The sequence below is a fragment of the Chryseobacterium salviniae genome, assembly GCF_035819015.1.
Classification (GTDB): Bacteria; Bacteroidota; Bacteroidia; order Flavobacteriales; family Weeksellaceae; genus Chryseobacterium; species Chryseobacterium salviniae.
The window spans coordinates 1-24,627 of the sequence record NZ_JAYLAA010000071.1 but is presented as its reverse complement, the minus strand read 5'-3'; the positions used below and the strand labels follow the sequence as shown (position 1 = coordinate 24,627).

Here is a 24,627-nt window from a genome sequence, read left to right as displayed (position 1 = left end):
AAACCGAAACCGAGAGACTTTAATTAAAGATTAATGTATATTACCAAAAAAGAGAGATCTAACTTATAAATCAATAATTGAATTGCGATAAAAGGAACCATTATTCAAACTAAATTTGGAAAGATTAAAAAATAAGTAAAATATTACTCAAAAAATAAATAATATCTTTGCGGAAGTTTAAGGTTGAACCTAATCGTTCATTAATAGGGAATCAAGTGAAGTAATACAATTCTTGAGCTGTACCCGCAACTGTAAGCTATTAAACTTATTATAAAATATACCACTGTCTTATATCAAACGAGATGGGAAGGTTATAATAAGATGCAAGCCAGGAGACCTGCCTTAAATCAATTTCAACTTTCGGGAATAAAAGTTTATGAAAATAAAAATCCAGCAGATTTTTTTCATGAATGTTTTGTCCTGCAGTGAAGTTTCGGGAATAAAACTTTAATTTAAATTATATCATGAAGAAAATCTATTTTCTTATGCTGGCGTTTGTGATTTCATTTGCAAATGCTCAGATCGAAGGAGTTTTGGTACTCAATGAAGGCGGAGCAGGAAGCAATAACGCCGAAATATCATTCATCAGCAACCAATCGGTTGTCACCAACGATTATTTTAAAAGCAAAAACAATAATGCCATTTTGGGGGATACCGCTCAGGATATCAAAATTTTTGGCGATAAAATTTTTGTAGTGCTGAACATTTCCAATCAGATTAAAGTAATTAATAAATCTGATTTTTCTTTAATTACAACAATTTCTTCGAACCTTGACAACCCACGGTATATCGCATTCAGCGGAAATAAATTTTACGTAACCAACTGGGGAGGAAATGGCTCTGCGACGAACTACGTTTCGGTTTACAACTTAGCAACGTATGCTCATGAGACAAATATCCCGGTAGGAAATGGTCCTGAAAAAATATTCAGCAAAAATAACAAATTATATGTTTTGTTAAAGGGAGGTTTCGGGTTGAATCATTTTATGGATATCATTAACACGGCAACCAATACCGTTGAATCCCAGGTGAATGTCGGAGACTCTCCGAACAGTATTTTTGAAAAAGATAATTTACTGTATATTATGAGTTCCGGAGATCCCTACTCTCCAACATCATTTGGAACACTTACTGTTTACGATACCGCTGCACAAAATACCGTATCAAGCACGACATTTCCGGTGGGTGTAAAACCATCTTATATGGATACTGACGGAACGAACATTTATTATATGAACGAAGCTTCAATCTACAAAACACCTATTGCTTCGCCATCCATCACTACTACGCCAATTGCAGTTACGCCGATTACTGTAAACAGCTACGGAACCGCATATGGATTCAATGTGGTCAACAGTAAAATTTATGCAGCAGATCCTTCCGGCTATATTGCTCCTGGAAAGATCTATACTTATGACCTACAGGGCAGTTTGCTCAACACTTTCACGGTAACTTCCCTACCCAATCAAATCATAGCCTACAATAACGCTTCTCTATCCACGGTTGAAAATTCCAAAGCTTCTAAATTATCTTTATATCCAAATCCTGCAAGCAACAAATTCTTTGTAAAAGGGTTAAATTCAGGAAATGTGCAGGTTTATGATATTAACGGAAGAATGATTATCAATACTCCATACAACCCAGCCGGAATAGATGTTTCAACTCTTTCTGAAGGTGTTTATATTGTAAAAATCACTGATAAGAATTACAGTTTCAGCGAAAAGTTAATCATTAAATAAGATGAAAATGCAAAAAGTATTAAGTTTTACGTTTACTTTTATTGTTGCGCTGTGTTTTGCTCAGTTTACGGCAAACGATGTTAAGTTTTTCGTTGGAACCGGAACTCAAACGGCCTATATTGTAGTAGATTTTAAAGATGGAACTGATGACCGCTCCTACGCCTGGGGTGTTCGGTTTAACGCCGGAGAATCTCTATCAATCAACAATTTATTACAGAGAATCCAGGCTGCGGAACCGCAGTTTGCCTATCAGCAGAGCGCAGGCTTTTTAAATACCATTCAGTTTAACAATCATTATAAAACTTCCGGTCCGGATTGGTGGAGCACCTGGTCCGGAACTTCTGCGTCAACATTTTTAGGGAACGGGGGAATTGGCGGAAGTGTACAGGACGGCAGATGGTACGGATTTTCCTATGGCTTCTCAAACCCATCCATGCAGCCTCCTGCTACACCAATTCCAGCTTACAGTTCATTATGGTATAACGCATCTCAGATTACCAACTGGATCGGGACTGGTTCAAATAAAAGTTTAGTAGTCGTAGATTTTGGAACTGATAATTCTACCGGTAATGCCAATTCTTTTGTTTTCGGAATTCAGTACAACGGAACAATTACCGCTGAACAGGCTTTACAGCTGATTGATAATTATATTGGTTCATTCAATTATTCACCAGCAGCAAATCAGGTTGCGGCATTATCGTTTAATTCATTTTCAGGAACGGCAAACGGAACAAATAGCTGGAAACTATATAAGGGAACCAATTTATCAGATTGGAAAACCCACACGAGCCTTTCGTCAATAACATTAAATAACAATGATTGGCTTGGGCTAAGTTTCGGAACAAGAAGACCATTTACTCCTACTGAAGCCAATTCCACTTTAAGTGTTTCAAATGCTGGTAAGGGAAGTTTTAAAATTTATCCGAATCCGGCAAGTGACTTTATTATTATTGAAACAAAAGATGACATTAAAGATATTACTATATCCTCTGTTACCGGACAAAAAGTTTTAAATATAAAAAATAAAAAAATCAACGTTCAAAATCTGAAATCGGGAGTGTACTTAGTTGAAATTAAAACTGATAAGTCAACGACGACTCATAAGTTTATTAAAATTTGATATTTTTAAACGTAAAAAATTCCGGCGCGCCAAAGGCGCGCCGGAATTTTTTATCATCAGATACAATCTATTTCTTTTCTTTTGATCTCTGCAGTACTTCATCTACCATTCCGAAGCCTTTTGCTTCTTCGGAGGTCATCCAGTAATCACGGTCGGATGCTTTTTCCACCCAATCGTATGTTTGTCCTGAGTGTTCGGAAATGATTTCGTACAATTCCTTTTTCAATTTTAACATCTCTCTCAGGTTGATCTCCATATCGGAAGCTACCCCTTGTGCGCCACCTGAAGGTTGGTGAATCATTACTCTTGAGTGCTTTAATGCAGAACGTTTCCCTTTTTCTCCGGCAACCAGTAAAACAGCTCCCATTGAAGCGGCAATTCCTGTACAAATCGTAGCTACATCCGGCTTAATAATCTGCATGGTATCATAAATTCCCAATCCTGCATATACACTTCCACCCGGCGAGTTGATATAAATCTGAATGTCTTTAGAAGGATCTGCACTCTCTAAGAAAAGAAGCTGAGCGGTGACGATATTCGCCACCTGGTCGTCAATTCCCGTTCCTAAGAAAATAATTCTATCCATCATAAGACGCGAGAATACGTCCATCTGTGCAACATTCAATCTTCTTTCCTCCATAATGTACGGCGTAAGATTCGTAGGGCCATACATTCCCATATACTGATCGGTAGCCAGACCGCTGTTTCCTAAATGCTTTACAGAGAAATCTCTGAATTCTTTTTTAATGTCCATATTTCTGTAATGTATTGTTAAATTTTACGAAGTTTAAATTACAACTTTTATTCCTAAAATATTATAGGACTTTTTGTCACAGACTTTTTTAAAATATGAAAAATAACAAAAAGTTATCTGTCAGAATAAATCCCGGTAATTGCAGAATAATTCAGCACTTTTGATAATTCTACTGACACAAGAGTAAGCATCTGGATTTTTTTGATCAGTTCGAAATATTTTCCTTCATCGGAATCTGCATGCTCTGCAAGCTCTTTTTTGGTTTTTAAAATCAGGAAATTCACGTAGCGGAATTTATGGATCAGGATATCACCGGCAACCTGCTCTGGAATCTTGTCACCGTAATTCGGTGAAAAAATATTCCGGGTCGACCAGTCGTTCAGCTCGCTGTAGATATTCATGGAATTGACTGCCGCTTTACTGAGTTCTTCATCCATCAGTCCGAAAAAGAAATTTCCTTTTCTCAATTCTTCCTTTTCAATTCCTTCTTTGATATAATCTACAATTCTTTTGTTAAGTTCCACCTGAAATTCGTAGCCATCTTCCTCAAAATGATGAAGGATTTCCTCAATGACCGTAATTTCATAATTCTTTTCATCAGGAGTTTTGCGCTGCAGTACCACATCGCCATAATTCAGCATATGGTTGATGAGGTCGTTTTCCAGTTTGGTAACGTTAAAAACAATCGGGTCTACCGGATCTCTCGGCTCATCCACGATCTGCAGTTTGGAGGGCTGCTGCGATTCAGCTTTAATGTGTGCTTTTTGAGTCTGATTCTTGGTAATCTGCTTCTGAACATCCAGCTCATTAAAAAGACTCTGCTCCGAAAGTCCGAATTTACTGGAAACTTCTTTCAGGTACACTTCCCTTTTCAGAGCATTCTGAACGAAAGATACCGATTTTACGATATCGCGGATGGCTTCCGCTTTTTTAATCGGATCATTTCCAACTTCCTTCAGCAGGATTTCCGCTTTAAAGTCGATGAAATCCATGGCCTGGTTTTCAATGAATTTTTCAACATATTCCTGCGGATGCTTTCTGGCAAATGAATCAGGATCATCACCATCAGGGAATAAAAGAACACGGATGTTCATTCCTTCCGTCAATAGCATGTCAATACTTCTGAAGCTGGCTTTAATACCGGCATTATCGCCGTCAAAAAGAATGGTAACATTTTCGGTAAGCCTTTTAATGAGTTTGATCTGCTCTGTAGTAAGCGACGTTCCGGAACTTGCCACCACATTCTCGATTCCGGACATATGAAGTGAGATCACATCCATATACCCCTCCACCAAAAGGCAGACATTTTTTCTTGAAATGGCCTGCTTGCTTTGATTCAGTCCGTAAAGAACATTGGATTTATGATAAATTTCTGTTTCCGGAGAATTTAGATACTTTGCCGTTTTAACATTATTCTTGAGAATCCTCGCTCCAAAACCCAGCACTCTTCCTGAAAAACTATGAATCGGGAAAATGACCCTTTCACGAAAACGATCTACTCCGGAGGGTGTATTTTCCGGGAAAATGGAAAGTCCGGATTTTTCCAGGATTTCCTTGTCATATCCTTTTTCCAGTGCATAAGCAGTAAACGCATCCTTCTGCTCCGGAGAATACCCAAGCTGGAATTTTTTAATGATATCATCCTTCAGTTCACGCTCTTTAAAATAAGAGAGTCCGATGGATTTTCCTTCTTCCGAATCCCAGAGTGTTTCCTGGAAATAATTGTTGGCTACCTCATGGATTTTATACAGCAGATCTCTTTCCGTGTGTGCCTGTTTCGCTTCTTCGGAATATTCACGCTGATCTTCTTCAATTTCAATCCCATATTTTTTTGCGGCATGGCGAAGCGCTTCAGGATAGGTAAAATTTTCAATTTCCATCAAAAAAGAAATCGCCGTCCCTCCCTTTCCTGTTGAGAAATCTTTCCAGATCTGCTTGCTTGCAGAAACCACAAAACTCGGGGTTTTCTCATCATGAAACGGACTGAGTCCTTTGTAATTAGACCCTGCCCTCTTCAGCTGCACATACTCTCCTACAATCTCTTCTACGCGGATTGTTGAGAATATTTTATCAATGGTCTGTTTGGAAATCATGATGTAAAAATAGGTATTTTAAGAATAAAATCAGGCATCAATAATGATATGTATTAGCATGAATATTGCTAAAATTTTGATTACTAAATCACTTACATTATTTATTTTTGTATCAAAATTAATGTATGCAGTTTACTATAAAGAATATCGAAGACTGGCAAGAAATTGTTAATGAAATTGCTCCCAAATTACAACACAACATCTTACTTCTAAAAGGCAATCTCGGAGCCGGTAAAACGACCTTCACGCAATTTCTGCTTAAAAAATTAGGCAGTGAAGATGAAGTAAGCTCTCCAACATATTCTATTGTGAATGAATACCAATCGCCCAAAGGAAAAATTTTTCATTTTGATTTATACCGACTGAAAAATATCGATGAAGTCTACGACATCGGAATTGAAGAATATCTGGACAATGCTTTTTTATGCATTATTGAATGGCCCGGAGTATATGAAGAAGAACTTTACGGCCTTAAGTATCACAAAATGAGCATTAATAACACGGGTGAGCAGAGAGAAATCTCATTCGAGTAAATATTATGTATCTTTGTTTCTGAAATTGAATGTAAATAACGGTCTGTAAGAATTTAATTATTTAAAAGGATGAGTACTACTAATATTTTTACTCCTTTTACCGAAGAGGAACTGATGCCGAAAGAAGAAAAGCTGGAGGTCATCAAAAAAGGAAAACAGTTCAGCATAGGAATTCCGAAAGAAACTTCCCTGAACGAAAGAAGGGCTTGTATCACCCCAGATGCTGTACAGGTTTTGGTTGAAAGTGGTCATGAAATTATTATAGAATCCGGCGCCGGCCTCGGTTCTTTTTTTACAGACCTTCAATACTCCGAGTCGGGAGCGAAGATTACCAAAGATCCTAAGGAAGCTTTCTCCCAGGATCTGATCCTTAAAGTAAATCCGCCAACAGACGAGGAAATTGAGTACATGCGCCCCAATACGTATCTTGTTTCTGCACTTCAGATTAATCTTAGAGATAAAAATTATTTCCTGAAACTTGCAGAAAAAAAGGTAAACGCCATTGCCTTTGAATTTATCGTTGATGAATATAAACAATTGGCATTAGTAAGGCTTATCGGCGAAATTGCAGGAACAGTTTCTATCCTGTATGCTTCGGAATTATTGGCTTTATCAAACGGATTGATGCTGGGAGGAATCACAGGAGTAAGACCGGCCGAAGTGGTGATACTGGGTGCAGGAATCGTGGGTGAATTTGCCACCAAAGCAGCCATCGGTTTAGGAGCAAGTGTAAGGGTTTTTGATAATTCCCTTTCGAAACTGAGAAGGCTTCACACATTGGTAGACAGCCGTGTTCCGACTTCTATTATTGATCCTAAAGAATTAAAAAAAGCTTTACGAAGAGCCGATGTGGTGATCGGCGCATTACCAAGACTCAATATGACACCGATTGTGACCGAAGATATGGTCATGAACATGAAAAAAGGCAGTGTCATCATCGATATTACCATCGACAATGGAAAAGTGATTGAAACATCCGAGCTTACAAACATGGAAGATCCTTACATCATCAAGCATGGCGTAATTCACTGCGGGCTTCCGAATCTTACATCAAGAATGCCGCGCACAACAACGAAAGCCATTTCTAATTTCTTCCTTTCCTACATTCTTCATTATGACGAAGAAGGCGGTTTTGAGAACATGCTGGTCCGCAAAAATGAAATGAAGCAAAGCCTTTATATGTACAAGGGCCGGCACACGAAGAAAATCATCTGCGACCGTTTCGGGCTTACGTATCACGATATCAATCTTTTAATTTTCTAATGAAAAAACTCAAATTCTATATGATAGGTCTTATTCCGGGACTTATTATCGTATTTTTTATCTTAAACAAAAAAGGTGCAAGCTGCAGCGGGTATCTTCCCAACAGCCGCGTCATCGCAGAAACACTGTCTAAAGATTTCACCTATTCCGATCAGTTTAAAGCTGAAATGGCTGCATCAAAGGTTGATGAAAAATTTCTAAAAGACAGCATCATCACCAAAGGAAAAATTGATTTCGATAAAAGCCATGCCCAGAAAAAGCCTTGTCCTGATTACCTGTTAGTTTATCCGGAAAAAAATCCAACCTACGAAATTACCTTCGAGAAGTGTGCGGAAAAAGCAGCAATGAATTCCTTAAAGAAACTGAAATAATACTTCACAAGCCCAGCATGATATTCTGCCAAACTAAACGAGTAAAAGGAAACATAATCTGATTTGATGGAAGGCAATTACTACATGATTCATGATTATCTGATATTCATCGGGGTTTTTGCTATTTTCTTTTTTTTAACGGTGAGTATTTATTTGTTCAGCCAAAATCAGAAGTTTAAAATTAAAAATGCTAAACTTTCGGAAACCAATAAAATAACCCAGCAGCGGCTGAATGAATTTCAGCTGGAACAGATCGGCACAAAATTAAACCCGCATTTATTCAAAAATATTCTCAATTCCGTACAGTCGCATGCGTATCAGACGTATATGTCGCTGGATAAACTGGCAAATGTTTTAGATTATATTTTATACGAAAGCAACAGCAAATTTGTAAGTCCTAAAGAAGAATTAAATTTTGCCCTAAGCTTAATTGAGATTAACAAAATAAAGATCAATCCGCTTTTTGATTTCCGAATTAAATCTAAAATTGATAAAGAAGATGCCATATTTGAAGAAAGAGTTTTTGCACCGCTCATCTCGGTTGATTTAATTGAAAATGCTTTTAAGCATACGGATTTTATTGCCCAGGATTCGTTTATTGCTATACAGATGGAATTTCAGGATGGAATTTTTTCCATGAAAGTAAGCAATAAAGCTTCCCTGAAAAGCACGCTGGAAAAAGAAAAAAGCGGGTTCGGGGGCCAGTCTCTGGATCAGCGCCTAAAAATGATCTACAATAATTATTATTCGCTGCAAAAAAATTCAAAAAACGGTATTTTCACAGCAGAGTTAACCATTAATTTGGGAGAATTTTATGATAAAATGCGTTATTCTTGACGATGAATTATTAGCCATCAGCTACTTAAAACTTCTTTGTGAGCAGATTGAAAACGTAGAAGTAGTAAAAGCATTCAATGATCCTAACATTTTTCTAAATGAAATCGGAAATTTAGATTGCAACCTCTGCATTTTAGATATCGAAATGCCTGTTATGAACGGCCTTCAGGTTGCAGAACGTATTCCGGATTCCAAAAAAATTATCTTTACCACAGCCTATAAAGAATATGCAGCAGAAGCGTTTGACCTCCATGTAGTAGATTATGTACGGAAGCCGATCAAAAAAGAAAGGCTCGTTCTGGCCTTCGAAAAAGCCAGGGAGCTTATCAGTCAAAAACAAAAAAAAGATTTTATCGAGTGGAATACGAACATCGGTAAAACTGTGATATTTACAGACAAGATCGCCTATATCAAAACTTCGGAAATCGACAGCCGCGACAAAGATATCATCCTTAAAGACGGAACAACCATCGTACTGAAAAACCTCAACTTTAAAAACCTCTTGGAGATGCTTCCTTCAAAAGATTTCGCACAGATTAATAAAAAAGAGATCATCGCTTTATCTTCTGTAAAAGTTTTTTCAACAAATGAAATTATTACTACTATTCCCGGTGCCGACAGCAGTTTTCTAAAACTCCATATCGGAGAAATTTATCGGAAACACCTGTCAGGCTTATTTGGAAAATAACTTTACTGCATTTTTTATCGCTTTCATTACATTTAAAAGAAAAGATCACCTGTTATAATTTTATTCTTACCAATTTTGCAAAAAATCGGCACTATGAAACTTGGAAAATACAGGAATATTATCTTTTACCTCAGCACTATTGCAGTTTTTTCGATGCTGATGTACTGGTTTTTTGTTGAAGGAAAAACACTGGAAATCGGAGAAAATATTGCACCGTCCAAAAATACTGGTTCTACCATGTGGGAAAGTTTCACCGAATCTTTCCTTGAAAACCTTCACCATCCATTGGCGCTGTTACTGGCGCAGATTGTTACCATTATTCTTGTAGCACGGCTTTTCGGATGGATCTGCATCAAGATAAAGCAGCCTTCCGTAATCGGTGAAATGATTGCCGGAATCGTTTTAGGACCATCACTTGTAGGAATGTACTTTCCTGAATTTTCAGCATTTCTTTTTCCGAAAGAATCTATGGGAAATCTTCAGTTTTTAAGCCAGATCGGATTAATACTTTTCATGTATATCGTAGGTATGGAACTGGATCTTAGCGTGTTGAGAAAAAAAGCGCATGATGCTGTAGTGATCAGCCACGCCAGTATTATTATTCCTTTTGCACTGGGGGTGGGATTGTCTTATTTTATTTACCGGGAATTCGCTCCTGACGGAATTCAGTTTACCTCTTTTGCTTTATTCATCGCAATTGCCATGAGCATTACCGCATTCCCGGTTCTGGCAAGAATCGTTCAGGAAAGAAATCTTCAGAAAACCAAACTTGGAACCGTAGTAATTACCTGCGCAGCAGCAGATGACATTACCGCTTGGTGTATTCTGGCAGCGGTAATTGCTATTGTAAAAGCAGGATCTTTTGCCAGTTCGATTTATGTGATTTTAATGGCGATAGCCTATGTATTTTTAATGATAAAAATCGTAAGGCCGTTTCTAAAAAGAATCGGAGACCTGCAGGCGGGAAAAAACACGATCAATAAACCTATGGTCGCTATCTTTTTTTTAACTTTAATCCTTTCCGCATATACTACCGAAGTTATTGGTATTCACGCATTGTTCGGCGCTTTTATGGCCGGAGCTATCATGCCGGAAAATACAAAATTCCGGACGATGTTTATTGAAAAAGTAGAAGATGTTGCGTTGGTGCTTTTGCTTCCATTGTTCTTCGTCTTTACCGGGCTTCGTACACAGATAGGACTCTTAAATGACGGACATCTCTGGATTACTGCAGGATTTATTATCCTCATCGCTGTTGTCGGAAAATTTGCAGGCAGCGCATTAACGGCTAAATTTTTAGGCATCAGCTGGAAAGAAAGCCTTACTATCGGAGCTTTAATGAATACGAGAGGCTTAATGGAATTAATTGTCCTGAACATTGGATACGATCTTGGCGTTTTAAGTCCTGAGATTTTTGCGATGATGGTGATTATGGCTTTGTTTACCACTTTCATGACGGGACCGGCTCTGGATTTCATCAATTTTCTTTTTAAATCTAAAAAGGCAGATGATGAAAATAAAGATAATGATGATGCACAATACAGGGTTTTACTTTCTTTCGATAACCCCGAATCGGGAAGTACGTTGTTGAAACTGGCACATGATTTCACCAAAAAAATGAATGCCAATAAAAGTATTACCGCAATGAATATCGCCCCGGTAAACGAAATGCATGCTTACGATATTAATGAATATGAAAACGAACAGTTCAGAAATGTAATTGATACTTCACAGGAACTCAATTTGAAAATTACCACTCTTTTCAAAGCTTCCACCGATATTGAAAGTGACCTTACCCATATTTCAAACAAAGGAAATTATGATCTCCTGCTCATCATGCTGGGAAAATCAATGTACGAAGGAAGTTTGCTGGGGAGGCTTTTAGGATTTACCACCAAAATCATTAATCCCGAAAAGCTTTTCAATACGGTAAAAGGAAAAGGCAATATTTTCAACACATCTCCATTTGATGATTTTACCCTTCAGATTTTGGACAAAACCCATATTCCGGTAGGTATTATGGTGGATAAAAATTTCAGGTCTGCAGACAAGGTATTTGTCCCGATATTCAATCTCAGCGATTTCTATCTACTTGAATATGCCAAAAGGCTCATCAACAATAACAACTCCCAGATTATCATCCTTGATGTTGCCGGACAGATCAGAAGCACTATTGAAGTAAAAGAACTCATCAGAAGTATAGAACAGGTAGCGCCCAACCACATCACTTTATATAACGAGAAGAAAATCGAAAAAGAATTTCTTACTTCTCAGGATTTAATGCTGATCAGCAGTAAAAGCTGGAAAAATCTCATTGACAGTAAGAGTTTCTGGCTGTCGGATATTCCTTCAACATTGATTATCAGTAATCCCTAAAAAGTAAATGGTGAATTTTAAAGTCAATTAGCTTTGCTGTGAATAATTTCATATAAATTTTAAGAGTTGACAATTGACTTATGAAGCAAAATTCACCATCCACTTTTATTTACAATTAAAAAAAATTTACCTATCTTCGTTTCATGATAACAAAAAACAGAACATATTATTACGGAATTTTTAGCTCAGACTTGGGATAAGGATTTCTTGTATATATTAACATAACCTCGTCCTTTGGCGGGGTTTTTTATTTTTAAAATTTAAAAGATGAAGATAAGTATTATAGGAGTAGGCCTCATCGGAGGATCAATTGCCTTAAAACTGAAATCAAAAGGAATAGCAGAATTTATCTACGGAATTGATAACAGAGCTGATCATTTGAAAGAAGCATTACAATTACAAATTATTGATGCTCATGCAGATCTTGAATATGGAATCAGGAATTCCGATCTCATCATTCTTGCAATTCCGGTAGATGCCGCACAGAAACTTCTTCCGAAGGTTCTTGATCTTATTTCCGCAAACCAGACCGTAATGGATACCGGATCTACCAAAGCAGGAATTGTACAAGCTGTTAAAAACCATCCCAACAGATCAAGATTTGTTGCGTTTCACCCAATGTGGGGAACGGAAAACAGCGGTCCGAAAGCTGCTGTTTCAGAAAGCTTTGCCGGAAAAGCCGGCGTGATCTGCAATAAGAAAGAATCTTCTGAAGATGCCATGAAAAAAGTGGAAAAAATCGTGGAAAGCCTTGATATGCATGTAATTTACATGGATGCAGAAGCCCATGATGTCCACACGGCATATATTTCCCATATTTCGCATATTACCTCATATGCTTTAGCGAATACGGTTTTAGAAAAGGAACGTGAAGAAGAAACAATTTTCCAGCTGGCAAGCTCGGGATTTTCCAGTACGGTGCGACTGGCAAAATCGCATCCGGAGATGTGGGTTCCCATTTTTAAGCAAAATAAAGAAAATGTTCTTGATGTTCTCAATGAGCATATTTCGCAGTTAAGAAAATTCAAATCGGCTTTAGAAAAAGAAAATTACGAATATCTTGGGGAGCTGATTTACAATGCCAATAAAATCAGGGAAATTTTAGATAAATAATCTTTAATTATAACATCTTAGATAAAGAGCTTTTTCATACATTTGTTATGAACTTAATGCAGCTATGAAAAATATACCTGTAAGAATCGGCTGGGAACTGTATATTCCCATTTTTTGTATTGTATTTTTTCCTGTTTTTTCAGAAATTAAAAACAACAATTGGGAAATAGTATTCGTCCCGCTTGCCATCATTGGTATCATACTTTTTCTTACTTTAACGATTCGTTACCGGATGGATTCTGAATTTCTATATATCAAAAATTCAATTTTCGGCACCACAAAAATTAGTATTAAAGATATTTATAAAATAGAGAAAACCTCGAATATGATCTCATCTCCCGCACCTGCAATTTCGGGAAGAGTGGAAATCTATTACAAATCCGACAGTATTGTTATTTCACCGAAAGATTTTAATAATTTTCAGCAGGAACTTCTTGCGGTGAATCCTGATATTTCTGTGAAAAATTAAGTTTTAAAGTAATTCTGAATACCATAATATTAATTGAAAACCCTCAGAATATTTCAGTCTAAGGATTTTTTTATGCTAATAAAATTAAACTCAGTTTTAACATTCCGCCACATTTACCGCAATCGCCAAACCGCCTTCGGAAGTTTCTTTGAAACGGTCGTTCATGGAAAGTGCTGTTTCCCACATGGTTTGAATAACCTGGTCTAAACTTACCTTTGCCTTCGCCGGATCACTTTCAAGAGCAATATTGGCTGCGGTGATTGCTTTTATGGCGCCCATCGTATTTCTTTCAATACACGGAATCTGAACCAGCCCTTTGATTGGGTCGCAGGTCATTCCCAGATGATGTTCCATGGCGATTTCTGCCGCCATAAGAACCTGCCCGACACTTCCGCCTAAAATTTCGGTAAGCCCTGCAGCAGCCATTGCCGATGAAACGCCGACTTCCGCCTGGCAACCGCCCATCGCCGCAGAAATAGTAGCATTTTTTTTGAATAAAGTCCCGATTTCACCAGCTACCAATAAAAACCGGATGATATCATCGTCACTGGTGAAAGGTGTAAAAGCCTGAGCGTACATCAACACCGCCGGAATAACGCCGCTGGCTCCGTTCGTTGGTGCTGTGATGATTCTTCCGAAGCTTGCGTTTTCTTCATTCACTGCCAGCGCAAAACATGAAATCCATTTATTGATATTGGTAAAATTTTCTTCCGCTTCAACTACCTGTTGAAACCATTCATCTTTATTTTTATAGATTTTATCTCCTAATAATTTTCTGTTGATTCCGGCTGCCCTTCGGGAAACATTAAGGCCGCCCGGAAGTATACCTTCTTTATTGACACCTTTGTAAATACACTCTTTGATCTGATGCCAGATATACAAAGCTTCCTGTTTTGTTTCTTCCTGTGACCTCCAGCTTTCTTCATTCATTAAAATAAGATCAGAAATTCGTGTAAGCCCGAGTTTCTCACAATATTTTACAATATCCGAAGATTTATGGCAAGGATATAAAGTACGGATGCAATGTTTTTCAATGGATTTTTTCTCCTGGCTCATGATAAAACCTCCGCCTACAGAATAAAAGTCCTGCACAAGTTCGGTTCCGTCTTCAAATATAGCTTTAAAAATCATTCCGTTGGGATGATAATCCAGCGACTTTTGCATGTTTAAAACCAAGTGATGCCCGTAGATAAAAGGAATTTCTTTTTCACCGCCAAGATTAATTTTTTGAGTGCTTTTTATGTGTTCTATTTTTTCGTCAATTTTTGTAGTATCAATGGTTTTAAAATCTTCACCATTTAATCCCAGCATTCCGGCAATATCAGTTCCATGTCCGATTCCTGTTTTGGCGAGGGAACCAAAAAATTCAAGGAAAACTTCTTTCACTTCCGCAATTGATCTTTCCCTTTTTATAATCCTGATAAATGCAGAAGCCGCATTCCACGGACCCATTGTGTGTGAGCTGGACGGGCCGATTCCCACTTTTATAATTTCAAAAACCGATATTGATTCCATATAGAAATTCTTCCTTTTTCTTTATCACAAAGATACATGATAAATCCAAATGCAAAAGCCGGAGATGAAAAATCAGCTCCGGCTTTCTAATTAAAACTATATGAACACTAGTAGATTTTTATAAACGGTGAATCATGAAAGGGCAATTTGCTTTCGCAGTAATTTTAAATTCACGTCTCAATATATTCACAATTCACCATTGACTGCCCTTTTAACACAGTCTTTCTTCGTGTTGGGAAATGTCTAACCCAAGATCTTCCGATTCTTCAGAAACCCTCAGTGTAATAATGCGGTTTGTAATTTTATATAAAATCAATGCTCCGAAAAAGGTAAATATGGAAACCAAAAGCAAAGCTGCCATGTGATGGGCAAATACTTCAATTCCGCCATGAAGAAGGCTGGCATTTTCTCCGTGGGCAAAAATCGCCGTAAGGATCATTCCCATAATTCCGCCTACACCATGGCAGGCAAATACATCCAGTGTGTCATCTATTTTTTTCAGGGCATTCCAGTTGAGCATCATATTCGATACTATGGCGGAAATAAATCCAATAAACAAACTTTCCGAAATCGAAACAAAACCACATCCGGGAGTAATGGCAACCAACCCAACCACTGCACCGATACAGGCTCCTAAAGCAGAAACTTTTCTTTTGTTGATACGATCAAAGAAAATCCAGGTCATCATTGCAGAAGCAGAGGCAATCGTAGTAGTTCCGAATGCCGTTGCAGCAGTAGCATTGGCGCTGAGTGCAGAACCTGCATTAAATCCGAACCATCCGAACCAAAGCATTCCGGTTCCCAACAGAACATAAGAAATATTAGAGGGATCATGATGCGGCCTTTTTCTATTCCCCACAACCAAAGCACCTGCCAGTGCTGCGAAGCCTGCGCTCATATGAACCACCGTTCCTCCTGCAAAATCTTTCACCCCGAAATATTTGTTGAGCAGCCCATCCGGATGCCAAACCATGTGACAGAGCGGCGTATAGATAAAGATGCTGAAAAGAACCATGAATAAAAGGTAAGAAATAAAGCGTACCCGTTCTGCAAAAGATCCGGTAATCAAAGCGGGAGTGATGACCGCAAATTTCATCTGAAATAAAGCAAAAAGAATAAACGGAATAGTGGATGCCATATATTTATGAGGTAAAACCCCCACTCTGCTGAAAAAAGGATAACTCAGCGGATTTCCGATAAGCCCGTAATGTTCACCATTCATTGTAAAGCCGATTGAATCTCCAAAGGAAAGGGAAAAACCGACAACTACCCATAGAATAGAGATTACACCTAATGCTATAAAACTTTGAAGCATCGTAGAAATTACATTCTTTTTGCCCACCATTCCTCCGTAAAAGAAGGAAAGTCCGGGAGTCATCAGCAGTACAAGTCCTGCCGCTGCAAGAATCCATGCGACATCAGCCCCTACAATATTTTCCTCACCCAGAAATTCGCCGGTATTGGGAAAATCTGCGATCGGGCTCCAGAATAGCCCACCCACAGCAATCAATGTGATAATGCAAAATGAAACGATCCATTTTAAACCAACTGTCATACAATTTATGTTTTACCCCTCAAAAGTACGCATAAATTTTTAAAAATTAACACAAAATATAATTAACCCCCATAAAATAACGTTAATTTAATTAAAATAATATATTTTTATTCAAACACCCCCTTCAATATTCCGGAAACTTCCTTAAATTTTGTAGCTGGAAAAAGATGCGTCCCTCCTTTGATTATATAATCAGGACGGCAGTTTTTAATAGGAAAAACAATGTCTTTATCACCAAGAATCTGTACCACATCCGGATTTTCATCAAATTTCCAGTCGGATATTTTTTCAATAGACCATTTTAGGTAATAAGGGTCTCTCACCTGGAAATATTGTAAAATCCTGGGATTTTTAGGGTCAAAAAATTTTCTGAACATTGAATAGATATTCGTGGTCTTTTCATTGAAAAATCTTACCGGTAGAAACTTAGGGATCCTGGTAATTTGTCCTGTCTTTATGAGTACCGATTTTTCTTTATCTGATCTTATGCTGCCCATTATCACTACTTTTTTAGCAGGCTTCAGTTTATGTATTTCCTGAACCAGGATTCCGCCAAAGGAATAGCCCAACAGGTAGAACGGCTCCGAATCGTCAATTCTTTCTGCCATTCTATGCACATAGTGTAAGAATTCTTCATCCAGTTCCGGAATCAGCCAGTCGACAAAAACAACTTCATGCTGTTTTGGGAACTGTATTTTTTCAAGTACTTTAAAATCTGCGCCAAGACCGCTTACTACATATATTTTCATACTACTAAAATAAAAAATTAAGACAAAAAAATGAGCGGCTTCAAAAGAAATCGCTCATTGTTATAGAAAAGACGGGTGTCTTATTTTTTCTTTTTAACAGGAGTCCTGTTTTCGTTATCCAGCTTTTCGGTTGAAATTTTAAACTGAATGTCCATTTCGTTTTTAATGAAATAATCTTTAAGTGAAGACTGGTAGAATACTTTGAAATCTCTTCTGTTTAAGGAGAATTTTGCAGATTCTATCACCACGGTGAACTGTGTGATGTAAACGTTTGCCGGGAAAGTAATTGTTTTTCTTACGCCTTTAATCGTTACATCTCCGTAAACGGTAGAATTGTACTCGCTGTTTGCCAACGGAATAATCTTCGTTAAATGGAATTTAGCCAACGGAAATTTTTTAACCTCAAAGAAATTTGTACTTTTTAGGTCATTGGTAAGTTTTACCATATCTGCATCCTGGCTGGAGACATCACCTGCCATAATCGACTTCATATCAATTACAAACTCTCCGTCGATAAGAACGGTTTTATCAAAGGTAAACTTTCCGCTTTTCAGCTTTACCGTTCCCGAATGTGTTGTAGGAACTGTTTTTACCACTTTATATCCCCACCATCTGATCTCCGACGATGTTACTTTTACCACTTTATCTCCTTTCTTCTGACCGAAAACAAATGACATGCATACACACATCATCGCAAACAATAGTAATCTTTTCATTCTTTTTTATTTACAATTCAACAAAAATAAAAAAAAGTGTAGAACTTCTACACTTTTAATAATCTTTTTTTGATTAAATTATTTTGCTGTCACTTTTACCTGCAAATCCATATCATCTTTCACAAGTACATCCTGCATGGTAGATTTGTAAGAAACATCAAATTTTTGTCTGTCGATCGAGAATTTTTTTGAAGCTAAACTAACAGTTCCGTTGGCGTAAACAATTTTTGCAGGGAAAGAAATGGTGTTGGTTTTTCCTTTTACTGTTAAATTACCTGTTACTAAAGAATTGTACACTTTATCGTTATTTTTCTTCACGCCGGTGATTTTGAAAGTAGCAGTAGGATATTTTTCCACTTCGAAGAAATCTCCGTTTTTAAGGTGTCCGTTCAGCTTTTGCTGATATTCTCCTGAAAGATCAGTTGCATTGATAGAATTCATGTCTAAAACAAAAGTACCGCCAACCAGCTGATTTCCTTTCATCACCATTTCACCGGATTTTACTTTTACAGTTCCGTAATGTGAGCTTGATTCGGTTTTTGCGATTTTATAACCCCACCACTGAACATCAGAGCTTACTATTTTTTTTGTCTGCCCGAATGCTAAACCACTCGCTAACACTGCTAATAGGAATATTTTTTTCATTTGATAAAAAATTATTTGCTTGTTTATTATTTACTGATGCAAATGTAATCAACAGAATGGATATATCTCATTGATGTACATCAATTAATGCAATAATTTTTATTCATAAAAAAACTCCGGAAATCCGGAGCTTAAAGTTAGTCTTGATAATAAGCGGTGTATAGCGCTGCGCCATTCAGAGCTGTATTTTCATTTTTATTGAGATAAATCGGAATGTTTCTCAGCATCTCTTCCATTTTATCGCTGATCTTGAATTTTTCGTAAAATTTATCTTTATCGATATAAGATCTGATTTCCTGAGGGATATCGCCTGAAATCAGTAAACCTCCCGTCGCTTTCAGTTTTAAAGTAAGGTTATTTGCTTCTCTTGCAAGAAACTCAATGAAGGTATCCAGAGCAATTTTACAGATTAAAACATCATCTTCAACAGCTGCCCTGTACAGTTCCTGAACAAAATTCCCTTCAGAAAGTCTTTCGGCAAGCCATTCCGGCTCCGGATGTCTTTTTACGTCTCTTAAGAAACGGTAAATATTAAATAATCCTGATTTCGACAATACATTTTCCCAGCTTACAATCCCGTAGATATTATTCAGGAACTGGTAAAATTCTACCTCAACATTGGTTCTTGGAGAAAATTCTGAATGCCCTCCTTCTGTTGCGAAAGGCCTTATGTATTTTCCGTCGAAGAAGTATCCTGCTTCTCCTAGCCCGTTTCCGGGAGCAAGGATGGCAACGTTTCCTTTTTCGAGGTTTCCGCTGGTGTAGATGGGATCAAGATCTGAATCTTCCAGAAGTCCCATTCCGTAAGCTGAAGCTTCCAGGTCATTAAGCATATCTGCTCTTTCAAAATTAAAATCTCTTTTAAGCTCTTCAATATCCAGGTTCCATCCTAATCGTATCGGATTACTTTTCCCGTTAAGTACCGGCCCGGGAACTGCCATACCCAGTCTTTTTACATCCTCAAGCTGATTATCATGAATAAACTTCCTCAAGATATCTGCAAACGATGCATATTCTTTGGTGGGATACATGTTCTGGATTTTAACTTCCAAGCCTCCGTTTTCGGAAATAAAATAGCCTAAAGTTGTAATATCTTCACGAAGGTTTGCGCCAATGATTGATACATTATCATTGCCTGCATTCTTCACTCCTGGTAAATAAAGCGGAAATTTCGGATTCAAAATCATAACCTAAATTTTATCAAATATAATAATACTTTTTGTAAATTTTCGTTAGAAATAAAAAACCTTCTCAAAAACTCGAAAAGGTTTGGCTAATAATTGCTTATATTTAAATCTAACTATTTTCCTAAAGGGATATTGTAGGAAAAGCCTACTCCAATGTTACCCACATTGTAATCCTGGCCCGGCAAATCTCCTTTGCTTCCTACAAATACTTTCTGGTATTGTACAAAAAAGTTCCAGTCCTGGTTGTGGTAACCGATTTCCGGCTTGATATAAAAACCACCATCCGGTCTGTCAAGACTGGTATTGGATGCTACCTTTTCATCACCTACCAGAAAACCATATCCTAAATCGGTTCCAAAGTAAAAACCTGTCTGTTTCGGGTAAATTCTAAATAAAGCAGCTACAGGAACCACTCCTACATCGTTATTGCTATATCCGTTGTTATCTTTTCCAAAATAGTGGGAATATCCTGTCGCAATACCCAGCCCGAACCCGGGAGTTACCAGATTCTGGTAGGCTACGTCTACTCCTACAGCCATTGAAGTATTATCAGACGGAACTGCTAAACCCACATTTGCTCCTACTTTAATCATATTATTCATCTGCGCGCTTTGTGCACTCAAGGCTCCAGCAGTAAAAATTCCGGCAAATAAAATTGCATGTTTTAACATTTTCATAACTCTGATTTTTTAATTTTACTAAGCAGAAAACTATAAAAATCGTGCCAACCACGGCGTTTTCAAACAGCTCATCTGCTCTTACAGCCGCAAAATAATGATATTCAATTCATTAAATTTAAATGCTTGTTTAAGTTATTACAATAGAAATGGCTCCGCCCGCAAATATTAACAATTGTTAACCGTTATTCTATTTAACATTATTATCACAACGCCATCCAAATACAAAATACAGCTATGTCAGCCGAATCAGTTATCCGAAATAAACATCTTCTCTGGCGCGCAGGCTTTGGCGCAGGCATTAACCAGTTTGAAGATCTGAAAAATAAAAGTTCTAAAACATTCCTCGATGAACTGTTGAAGGAAGAGACTTTTACCTACATCAATTTTGATACTCCGGATACGGAGACGGAAATGCCGGATTATATGAATGATAAATCGCCTGCGGAAAAAAGAAAAGAAATACAGAAGATCAATCGTCGGCAGAATGAAGAACTCAATCTCAACTTTCTGTATAAAATGGTGACGGGTACCGAACAGCTCAGGGAAAAAATGGCGTTCTTCTGGCACGGACATTTTGCTTCAAGGGTACAAAACCCGAGATTCAACCGGCAAATACTGAATATCATCCGAAAAAATGCACTGGGAAGTTTCAGGGAACTTTTGTTTGAAGTAAGCCAAGCTCCTGCGATGCTGAATTTTCTTAATAACCAACAAAATAAAAAAGACCATCCCAATGAAAACTTTGCGCGGGAAGTCATGGAACTTTTTACCATGGGCAGGGGAAATTACACGGAAAAAGATATCAGGGAAGCCGCCAGAGCTTTTACAGGCTGGGGCTTTGATAAAGAAGGAAATTTCCAGGAAAGAAAAAAACTTCATGACGAAGGAATCAAAACATTTTTAGGCAAGACCGGAAACTTTACGGGAAGCGAAGTTTTAGATATTATTCTTGAACAGAAATCAACCTCAAGATTTATCACGGCAAAAATTTACCGATTTTTCGTCAATGAAAATGAAGATAAAGCGATTATTAATCGGCTCGCAGATCATTTTTACGAATCCGGTTATGATATAAAAAAACTGATGATTGAAATATTCTCAAGTTCTTGGTTTTACGATCAGAAAAATATAGGCAACAGAATAAAATCGCCGATAGAACTGATGGCCGGAATTATGCGTACGCTGCCGATGAACATTCAGAATCCTGGGAACCTGATTGTCTACCAAAAACTTTTAGGACAAGTATTGCTCTATCCTCCGAATGTTGCCGGGTGGCCGAACGGAAAATCCTGGATCGACAGCTCTACCTTGATGCTGAGGCTTCAGATTCCGCAAATCTGGTCGGGTTTACGGCCTTTGGAATATAGCCCTCGAACGGATGATGATATTGATATGGGAATGAAATCGCGTGAAAATACTTTAAACAAAGCTTTTAAAAATCCTAATATCACGATTGACTGGGAGCGCGTGGAAAAAGCTTTCAACGGAAAAAATGTAGAAGAATACCTGATTCAGAATCCAAAATCTTTGGATATGAATTCTGTGAAAAACTTTTCGGATAACAGCATTAAAATGAACGTTATTAATTTAATGTCCACGCCTGAATATCAGCTGATGTAATTTAAATCTGCCGCAGTTTTTAACTTAAAACCTAACTTTATGTTAATCAAAAGAAGAGAATTCCTGAAAATAAGTTCATTGGCAACCGCTTCATTGCTGATGCCGAATTTCCTTAAAGCCATGACCTTTGAAGAAGCGCTGGAACCCAATCAGAAGATCCTGATCGTACTTCAGTTTACGGGAGGAAATGACGGACTCAACACCATTATCCCCGTTCGGAACGACATTTATTTTAAAGAAAGAAATAATATTGCCATTAACAATTCACTACCTCTTAATGACGAAACAGGAATCAACCCTGCCCTTTCGTATTTTAAAGAACTGCATGATAACGGTGAACTTTCGGTAATGAATAATGTTGGATACCCTAATCCTGATAAATCCCATTTCAGAAGCATGGATATCTGGCATTCGGCCAGTAAAAGTGATGAATATCTGGAAACCGGCTGGCTGGGAAGATTTTTGGATGAAGAATGCTACCGTTGCGAACATCCAACCCAGGCTTTGGAAGTGGATGATATGCTCAGTCTTGCGTTAAAAGGTGAAAAAAATAAAGCGTTTGCCTTTAAAGATCCGAAAAGGCTTTATCAAACCAGTCAGGAGAAATATTTCAAATCGTTGTATGACCATCATCATGACGATGAAACGGTTTCTTATCTTTATCAAACGTTGGGGTCTACCATCAACAACGCCAGATATATTTTTGAAAAAAGCAAAGCGAAACAAACCACACAAACCTACCCTAATTCACAACTCGGAAAAGACTTTAAAACGGTCGCTTCTTTAATTAAGTCTGACATAAATACCCGAGTTTATTACCTTTCTATCGGAAGTTTTGATACCCATGTTAATCAGAATGAAAGACAGCAGAAACTTTTCGGTGACATCAATGAAGCCGTAAAATCTTTTGTTGCAGATATGAAAAGCAACGGACTTTTTGATAACATTCTGCTGATGACCTTTTCGGAATTCGGGAGACGGGTGGCTCAGAACGCAAGCAAAGGAACGGATCACGGAACTGCCAACCAGATGTTTTTTATCGGCGGCGGACTCAAGAAAAAAGGAATGCTGAATCCTCTTCCCGATCTTACCAGGCTGAATGAAGGAGACCTTATTTATTCCGAAGATTTCAGGAAGGTATACGCTACGGTTCTGAAAAACTGGCTTAAAGCAGATTCTTCTAAAGTTTTAGGCTGGAAAAACGGAATCTACGATTTCATATAAAAAAAGAGGCTGTCGTAAGTAACGCCTCTTTTTCACAATATGAATTTTAATTGCTCCTAGTTTTGTAAGGGAAGCGGCTTTTTATCTTCAGCCGGTTTTTCATCAAACTTTTCGGCTATTTTTTTAATAATAAATTCTATCACCAAAGGTGCTACTACTGCTATCACAGCTTTTAATATTCTTGATTTCATATGATTATTTTAGTGTTTGGGGTAATACAATTTCCAAGCCATAAAGCATTCCCTTAGTCTTCACTCTCTAAATTCAGGTTTTTATAATTATTGAATCCTTCCCTAAATTTCTCTTCCATTCTCATTCTCAGTTTCTTTGGATGATGCACAATAAGACATTCCCCGAAACCTAATAACAGACGCTCCAGTTCATAGTTGATCTGTACACAGATTCTAAATACCGTTCCTTTATCGGTTTCACTTACAATTTCCTGGCTTGTATGAAACGGTTTTGTTTTAACATAGGGTGCGTTGGATGAATCTACGAAGAAAACAACATATCGTGGTTTCATGGTTTCGGAGACGGTTACCCCTACAATATCCTTAAAATATTCATCGCCGTCAAGATTGCGGTCTATGTATTCTGTTTTTTCTTCCTGTTCAATGTGTTCCATGCGGTCCAGTGCCAGATTATACATCTTTCCTTTATAGACACAGATCAGGAACCAGCGGTTGTTGTATTCTTTCAACAGCTGCGGATGAACGGTAAAACTATTCGCTTCCCTTGCTGTAAAACTTTTATACCGAATACGGAGCACTTTTTTGCTTAGAATACTTTCATAAAGGATATCAATATGCTCCAAACCTTTTAGCTGCTCGTTTTTATCCAGATGAATAATCGATTTATGGCTGGTAGCATGAATGGAATCTTCCAGTTTCTGGATGACCCCGTTCATTTCTTTAAACATCGAAAAATCTTTGAACTGCTTCAGGATCTGTATGGCATTGTTCATGGCTTTCAGATCGCTTTCGTTTACGGAAATATTGTGAATGCTGTAATCCGGGTCGCTGTAGCGGTAATACTTCCGTTCATACACTTCAATCGGAGCCTCATACCCGAATTTTTCACTTCGCATATTCTGCAGGTCGAGCTGTACCGTTCGTCTGCTAACGAAAGATTCTTTTCCTTCATATTCAAACAACGCTTCCGAACATTCGTCGATCAAATCTTCCAGCGTATATTTCCGGTATTTGTTTTTCAGGCATTTATCCAGCGTTTTGTAGCGGATCAGGGCGTTTTTGTTGGATGACATGATTTATATTTTTATTGGGGCGTGTCCCTCTGCCTTGGCAGAATTCCTGTTCATTCGGGTCGGGCTGCTTCGGGCTTCACTTCGTTTCGGTTTCGGCTCGGGGCTTCGCCCCGAGC

Annotated in this window: 23 protein-coding genes and 1 riboswitch; of the genes, 12 read left to right on the top strand and 11 right to left on the bottom strand. The window is 37.8% G+C overall.

Features of this window, described 5'->3' with window-relative positions:
• Positions 1–163: 163 nt before the first annotated feature.
• Positions 164–359, top strand: a riboswitch (cobalamin riboswitch).
• 105 nt (positions 360–464) lie between these two features.
• A complete protein-coding gene (locus tag SOP96_RS19540) occupies positions 465–1,739 on the top strand; it encodes a YncE family protein (protein WP_326322554.1) in 1,275 nt (424 codons plus the stop codon).
• Positions 1,740–1,746: 7 nt separating this feature from the next.
• Positions 1,747–2,859, top strand: a complete 1,113-nt coding sequence (locus tag SOP96_RS19535; RefSeq protein ID WP_326322553.1) for a T9SS type A sorting domain-containing protein — start codon at positions 1,747–1,749, stop codon at positions 2,857–2,859.
• 67 nt (positions 2,860–2,926) lie between these two features.
• Here the strand turns inward: SOP96_RS19535 and clpP are convergent, their stop codons facing one another.
• Complete coding sequence (gene clpP / locus SOP96_RS19530; protein ID WP_326322552.1) at positions 2,927–3,613, bottom strand: ATP-dependent Clp endopeptidase proteolytic subunit ClpP; 687 nt, start codon at positions 3,611–3,613, stop codon at positions 2,927–2,929.
• A 113-nt stretch (positions 3,614–3,726) separates the two neighbouring features.
• A complete protein-coding gene (gene dnaG / locus SOP96_RS19525; RefSeq protein ID WP_326322551.1) occupies positions 3,727–5,706 on the bottom strand; it encodes a DNA primase in 1,980 nt (659 codons plus the stop codon).
• 125 nt (positions 5,707–5,831) lie between these two features.
• On the opposite strand from dnaG, the gene tsaE reads away from it, so the two are divergent.
• The 8 genes from tsaE to SOP96_RS19485 all read left to right on the top strand — a co-directional run bounded on the left by tsaE (position 5,832) and on the right by SOP96_RS19485 (position 13,356).
• Positions 5,832–6,239: a tRNA (adenosine(37)-N6)-threonylcarbamoyltransferase complex ATPase subunit type 1 TsaE gene (gene tsaE / locus SOP96_RS19520; protein WP_326322550.1), complete on the top strand. Its 408-nt coding sequence runs from the start codon at positions 5,832–5,834 to the stop codon at positions 6,237–6,239.
• A 69-nt stretch (positions 6,240–6,308) separates the two neighbouring features.
• Complete coding sequence (locus tag SOP96_RS19515; RefSeq protein ID WP_326322549.1) at positions 6,309–7,502, top strand: alanine dehydrogenase; 1,194 nt, start codon at positions 6,309–6,311, stop codon at positions 7,500–7,502.
• On the top strand, positions 7,502–7,873 hold the full coding sequence (locus SOP96_RS19510) for a hypothetical protein (protein ID WP_326322548.1): 372 nt from the start codon (positions 7,502–7,504) through the stop codon (positions 7,871–7,873). The genes SOP96_RS19515 and SOP96_RS19510 overlap by 1 nt, the downstream gene beginning before the upstream one ends.
• A 66-nt stretch (positions 7,874–7,939) precedes the next feature.
• Positions 7,940–8,710, top strand: a complete 771-nt coding sequence (locus SOP96_RS19505; protein ID WP_326322547.1) for a histidine kinase — start codon at positions 7,940–7,942, stop codon at positions 8,708–8,710.
• Positions 8,688–9,398, top strand: coding sequence for a LytR/AlgR family response regulator transcription factor (locus SOP96_RS19500; RefSeq protein ID WP_326322546.1), 711 nt, complete (start codon positions 8,688–8,690; stop codon positions 9,396–9,398). The genes SOP96_RS19505 and SOP96_RS19500 overlap by 23 nt, the downstream gene beginning before the upstream one ends.
• A 93-nt stretch (positions 9,399–9,491) precedes the next feature.
• Positions 9,492–11,774 carry a cation:proton antiporter gene (locus tag SOP96_RS19495; RefSeq protein WP_326322545.1) on the top strand — a complete coding sequence of 761 codons (2,283 nt, stop codon included), beginning with the start codon at positions 9,492–9,494 and terminating at the stop codon, positions 11,772–11,774.
• Between the two features lie 267 nt (positions 11,775–12,041).
• A complete protein-coding gene (locus SOP96_RS19490) occupies positions 12,042–12,887 on the top strand; it encodes a prephenate dehydrogenase (protein ID WP_326322544.1) in 846 nt (281 codons plus the stop codon).
• A gap of 64 nt (positions 12,888–12,951) precedes the next feature.
• Positions 12,952–13,356: a PH domain-containing protein gene (locus SOP96_RS19485; protein WP_326322543.1), complete on the top strand. Its 405-nt coding sequence runs from the start codon at positions 12,952–12,954 to the stop codon at positions 13,354–13,356.
• 96 nt (positions 13,357–13,452) lie between these two features.
• Here the strand turns inward: SOP96_RS19485 and SOP96_RS19480 are convergent, their stop codons facing one another.
• The 7 genes from SOP96_RS19480 to SOP96_RS19450 form a co-directional block, all read right to left on the bottom strand.
• Positions 13,453–14,871 carry an L-serine ammonia-lyase gene (locus SOP96_RS19480; RefSeq protein ID WP_326322542.1) on the bottom strand — a complete coding sequence of 473 codons (1,419 nt, stop codon included), beginning with the start codon at positions 14,869–14,871 and terminating at the stop codon, positions 13,453–13,455.
• 211 nt (positions 14,872–15,082) lie between these two features.
• Positions 15,083–16,426 (bottom strand): ammonium transporter, encoded by a 1,344-nt coding sequence (locus SOP96_RS19475; RefSeq protein WP_326322541.1) that lies wholly within the window; start codon positions 16,424–16,426, stop codon positions 15,083–15,085.
• Between the two features lie 107 nt (positions 16,427–16,533).
• Positions 16,534–17,175, bottom strand: a complete 642-nt coding sequence (locus SOP96_RS19470; protein ID WP_326322540.1) for an alpha/beta hydrolase — start codon at positions 17,173–17,175, stop codon at positions 16,534–16,536.
• 80 nt (positions 17,176–17,255) lie between these two features.
• The gene (locus tag SOP96_RS19465; protein ID WP_326322539.1) at positions 17,256–17,891 is read right to left on the bottom strand and encodes a YceI family protein; all 636 of its coding nucleotides are present in this window, start codon (positions 17,889–17,891) and stop codon (positions 17,256–17,258) included.
• Positions 17,892–17,969: 78 nt separating this feature from the next.
• Positions 17,970–18,536 (bottom strand): YceI family protein, encoded by a 567-nt coding sequence (locus SOP96_RS19460; RefSeq protein ID WP_326322538.1) that lies wholly within the window; start codon positions 18,534–18,536, stop codon positions 17,970–17,972.
• Between the two features lie 137 nt (positions 18,537–18,673).
• Positions 18,674–19,723, bottom strand: coding sequence for a glucokinase (locus SOP96_RS19455; protein WP_326322537.1), 1,050 nt, complete (start codon positions 19,721–19,723; stop codon positions 18,674–18,676).
• 113 nt (positions 19,724–19,836) lie between these two features.
• Positions 19,837–20,400, bottom strand: coding sequence for a hypothetical protein (locus tag SOP96_RS19450; protein ID WP_326322536.1), 564 nt, complete (start codon positions 20,398–20,400; stop codon positions 19,837–19,839).
• Between the two features lie 237 nt (positions 20,401–20,637).
• Here SOP96_RS19450 and SOP96_RS19445 point away from each other — a divergent pair, with 237 nt between their 5' ends.
• Both SOP96_RS19445 and SOP96_RS19440 read left to right on the top strand, forming a co-directional pair.
• Positions 20,638–22,023: a DUF1800 domain-containing protein gene (locus tag SOP96_RS19445; RefSeq protein ID WP_326322535.1), complete on the top strand. Its 1,386-nt coding sequence runs from the start codon at positions 20,638–20,640 to the stop codon at positions 22,021–22,023.
• A gap of 39 nt (positions 22,024–22,062) precedes the next feature.
• Complete coding sequence (locus SOP96_RS19440) at positions 22,063–23,247, top strand: DUF1501 domain-containing protein (RefSeq protein ID WP_326322534.1); 1,185 nt, start codon at positions 22,063–22,065, stop codon at positions 23,245–23,247.
• Between the two features lie 56 nt (positions 23,248–23,303).
• On the opposite strand, the gene SOP96_RS19435 is transcribed toward SOP96_RS19440, so the two are convergent.
• Both SOP96_RS19435 and SOP96_RS19430 read right to left on the bottom strand, forming a co-directional pair.
• The gene (locus SOP96_RS19435) at positions 23,304–23,438 is read right to left on the bottom strand and encodes a hypothetical protein (RefSeq protein ID WP_326322533.1); all 135 of its coding nucleotides are present in this window, start codon (positions 23,436–23,438) and stop codon (positions 23,304–23,306) included.
• Positions 23,439–23,491: 53 nt separating this feature from the next.
• Positions 23,492–24,511 carry a helix-turn-helix transcriptional regulator gene (locus SOP96_RS19430; RefSeq protein WP_326322532.1) on the bottom strand — a complete coding sequence of 340 codons (1,020 nt, stop codon included), beginning with the start codon at positions 24,509–24,511 and terminating at the stop codon, positions 23,492–23,494.
• Positions 24,512–24,627 lie beyond the last annotated feature (116 nt).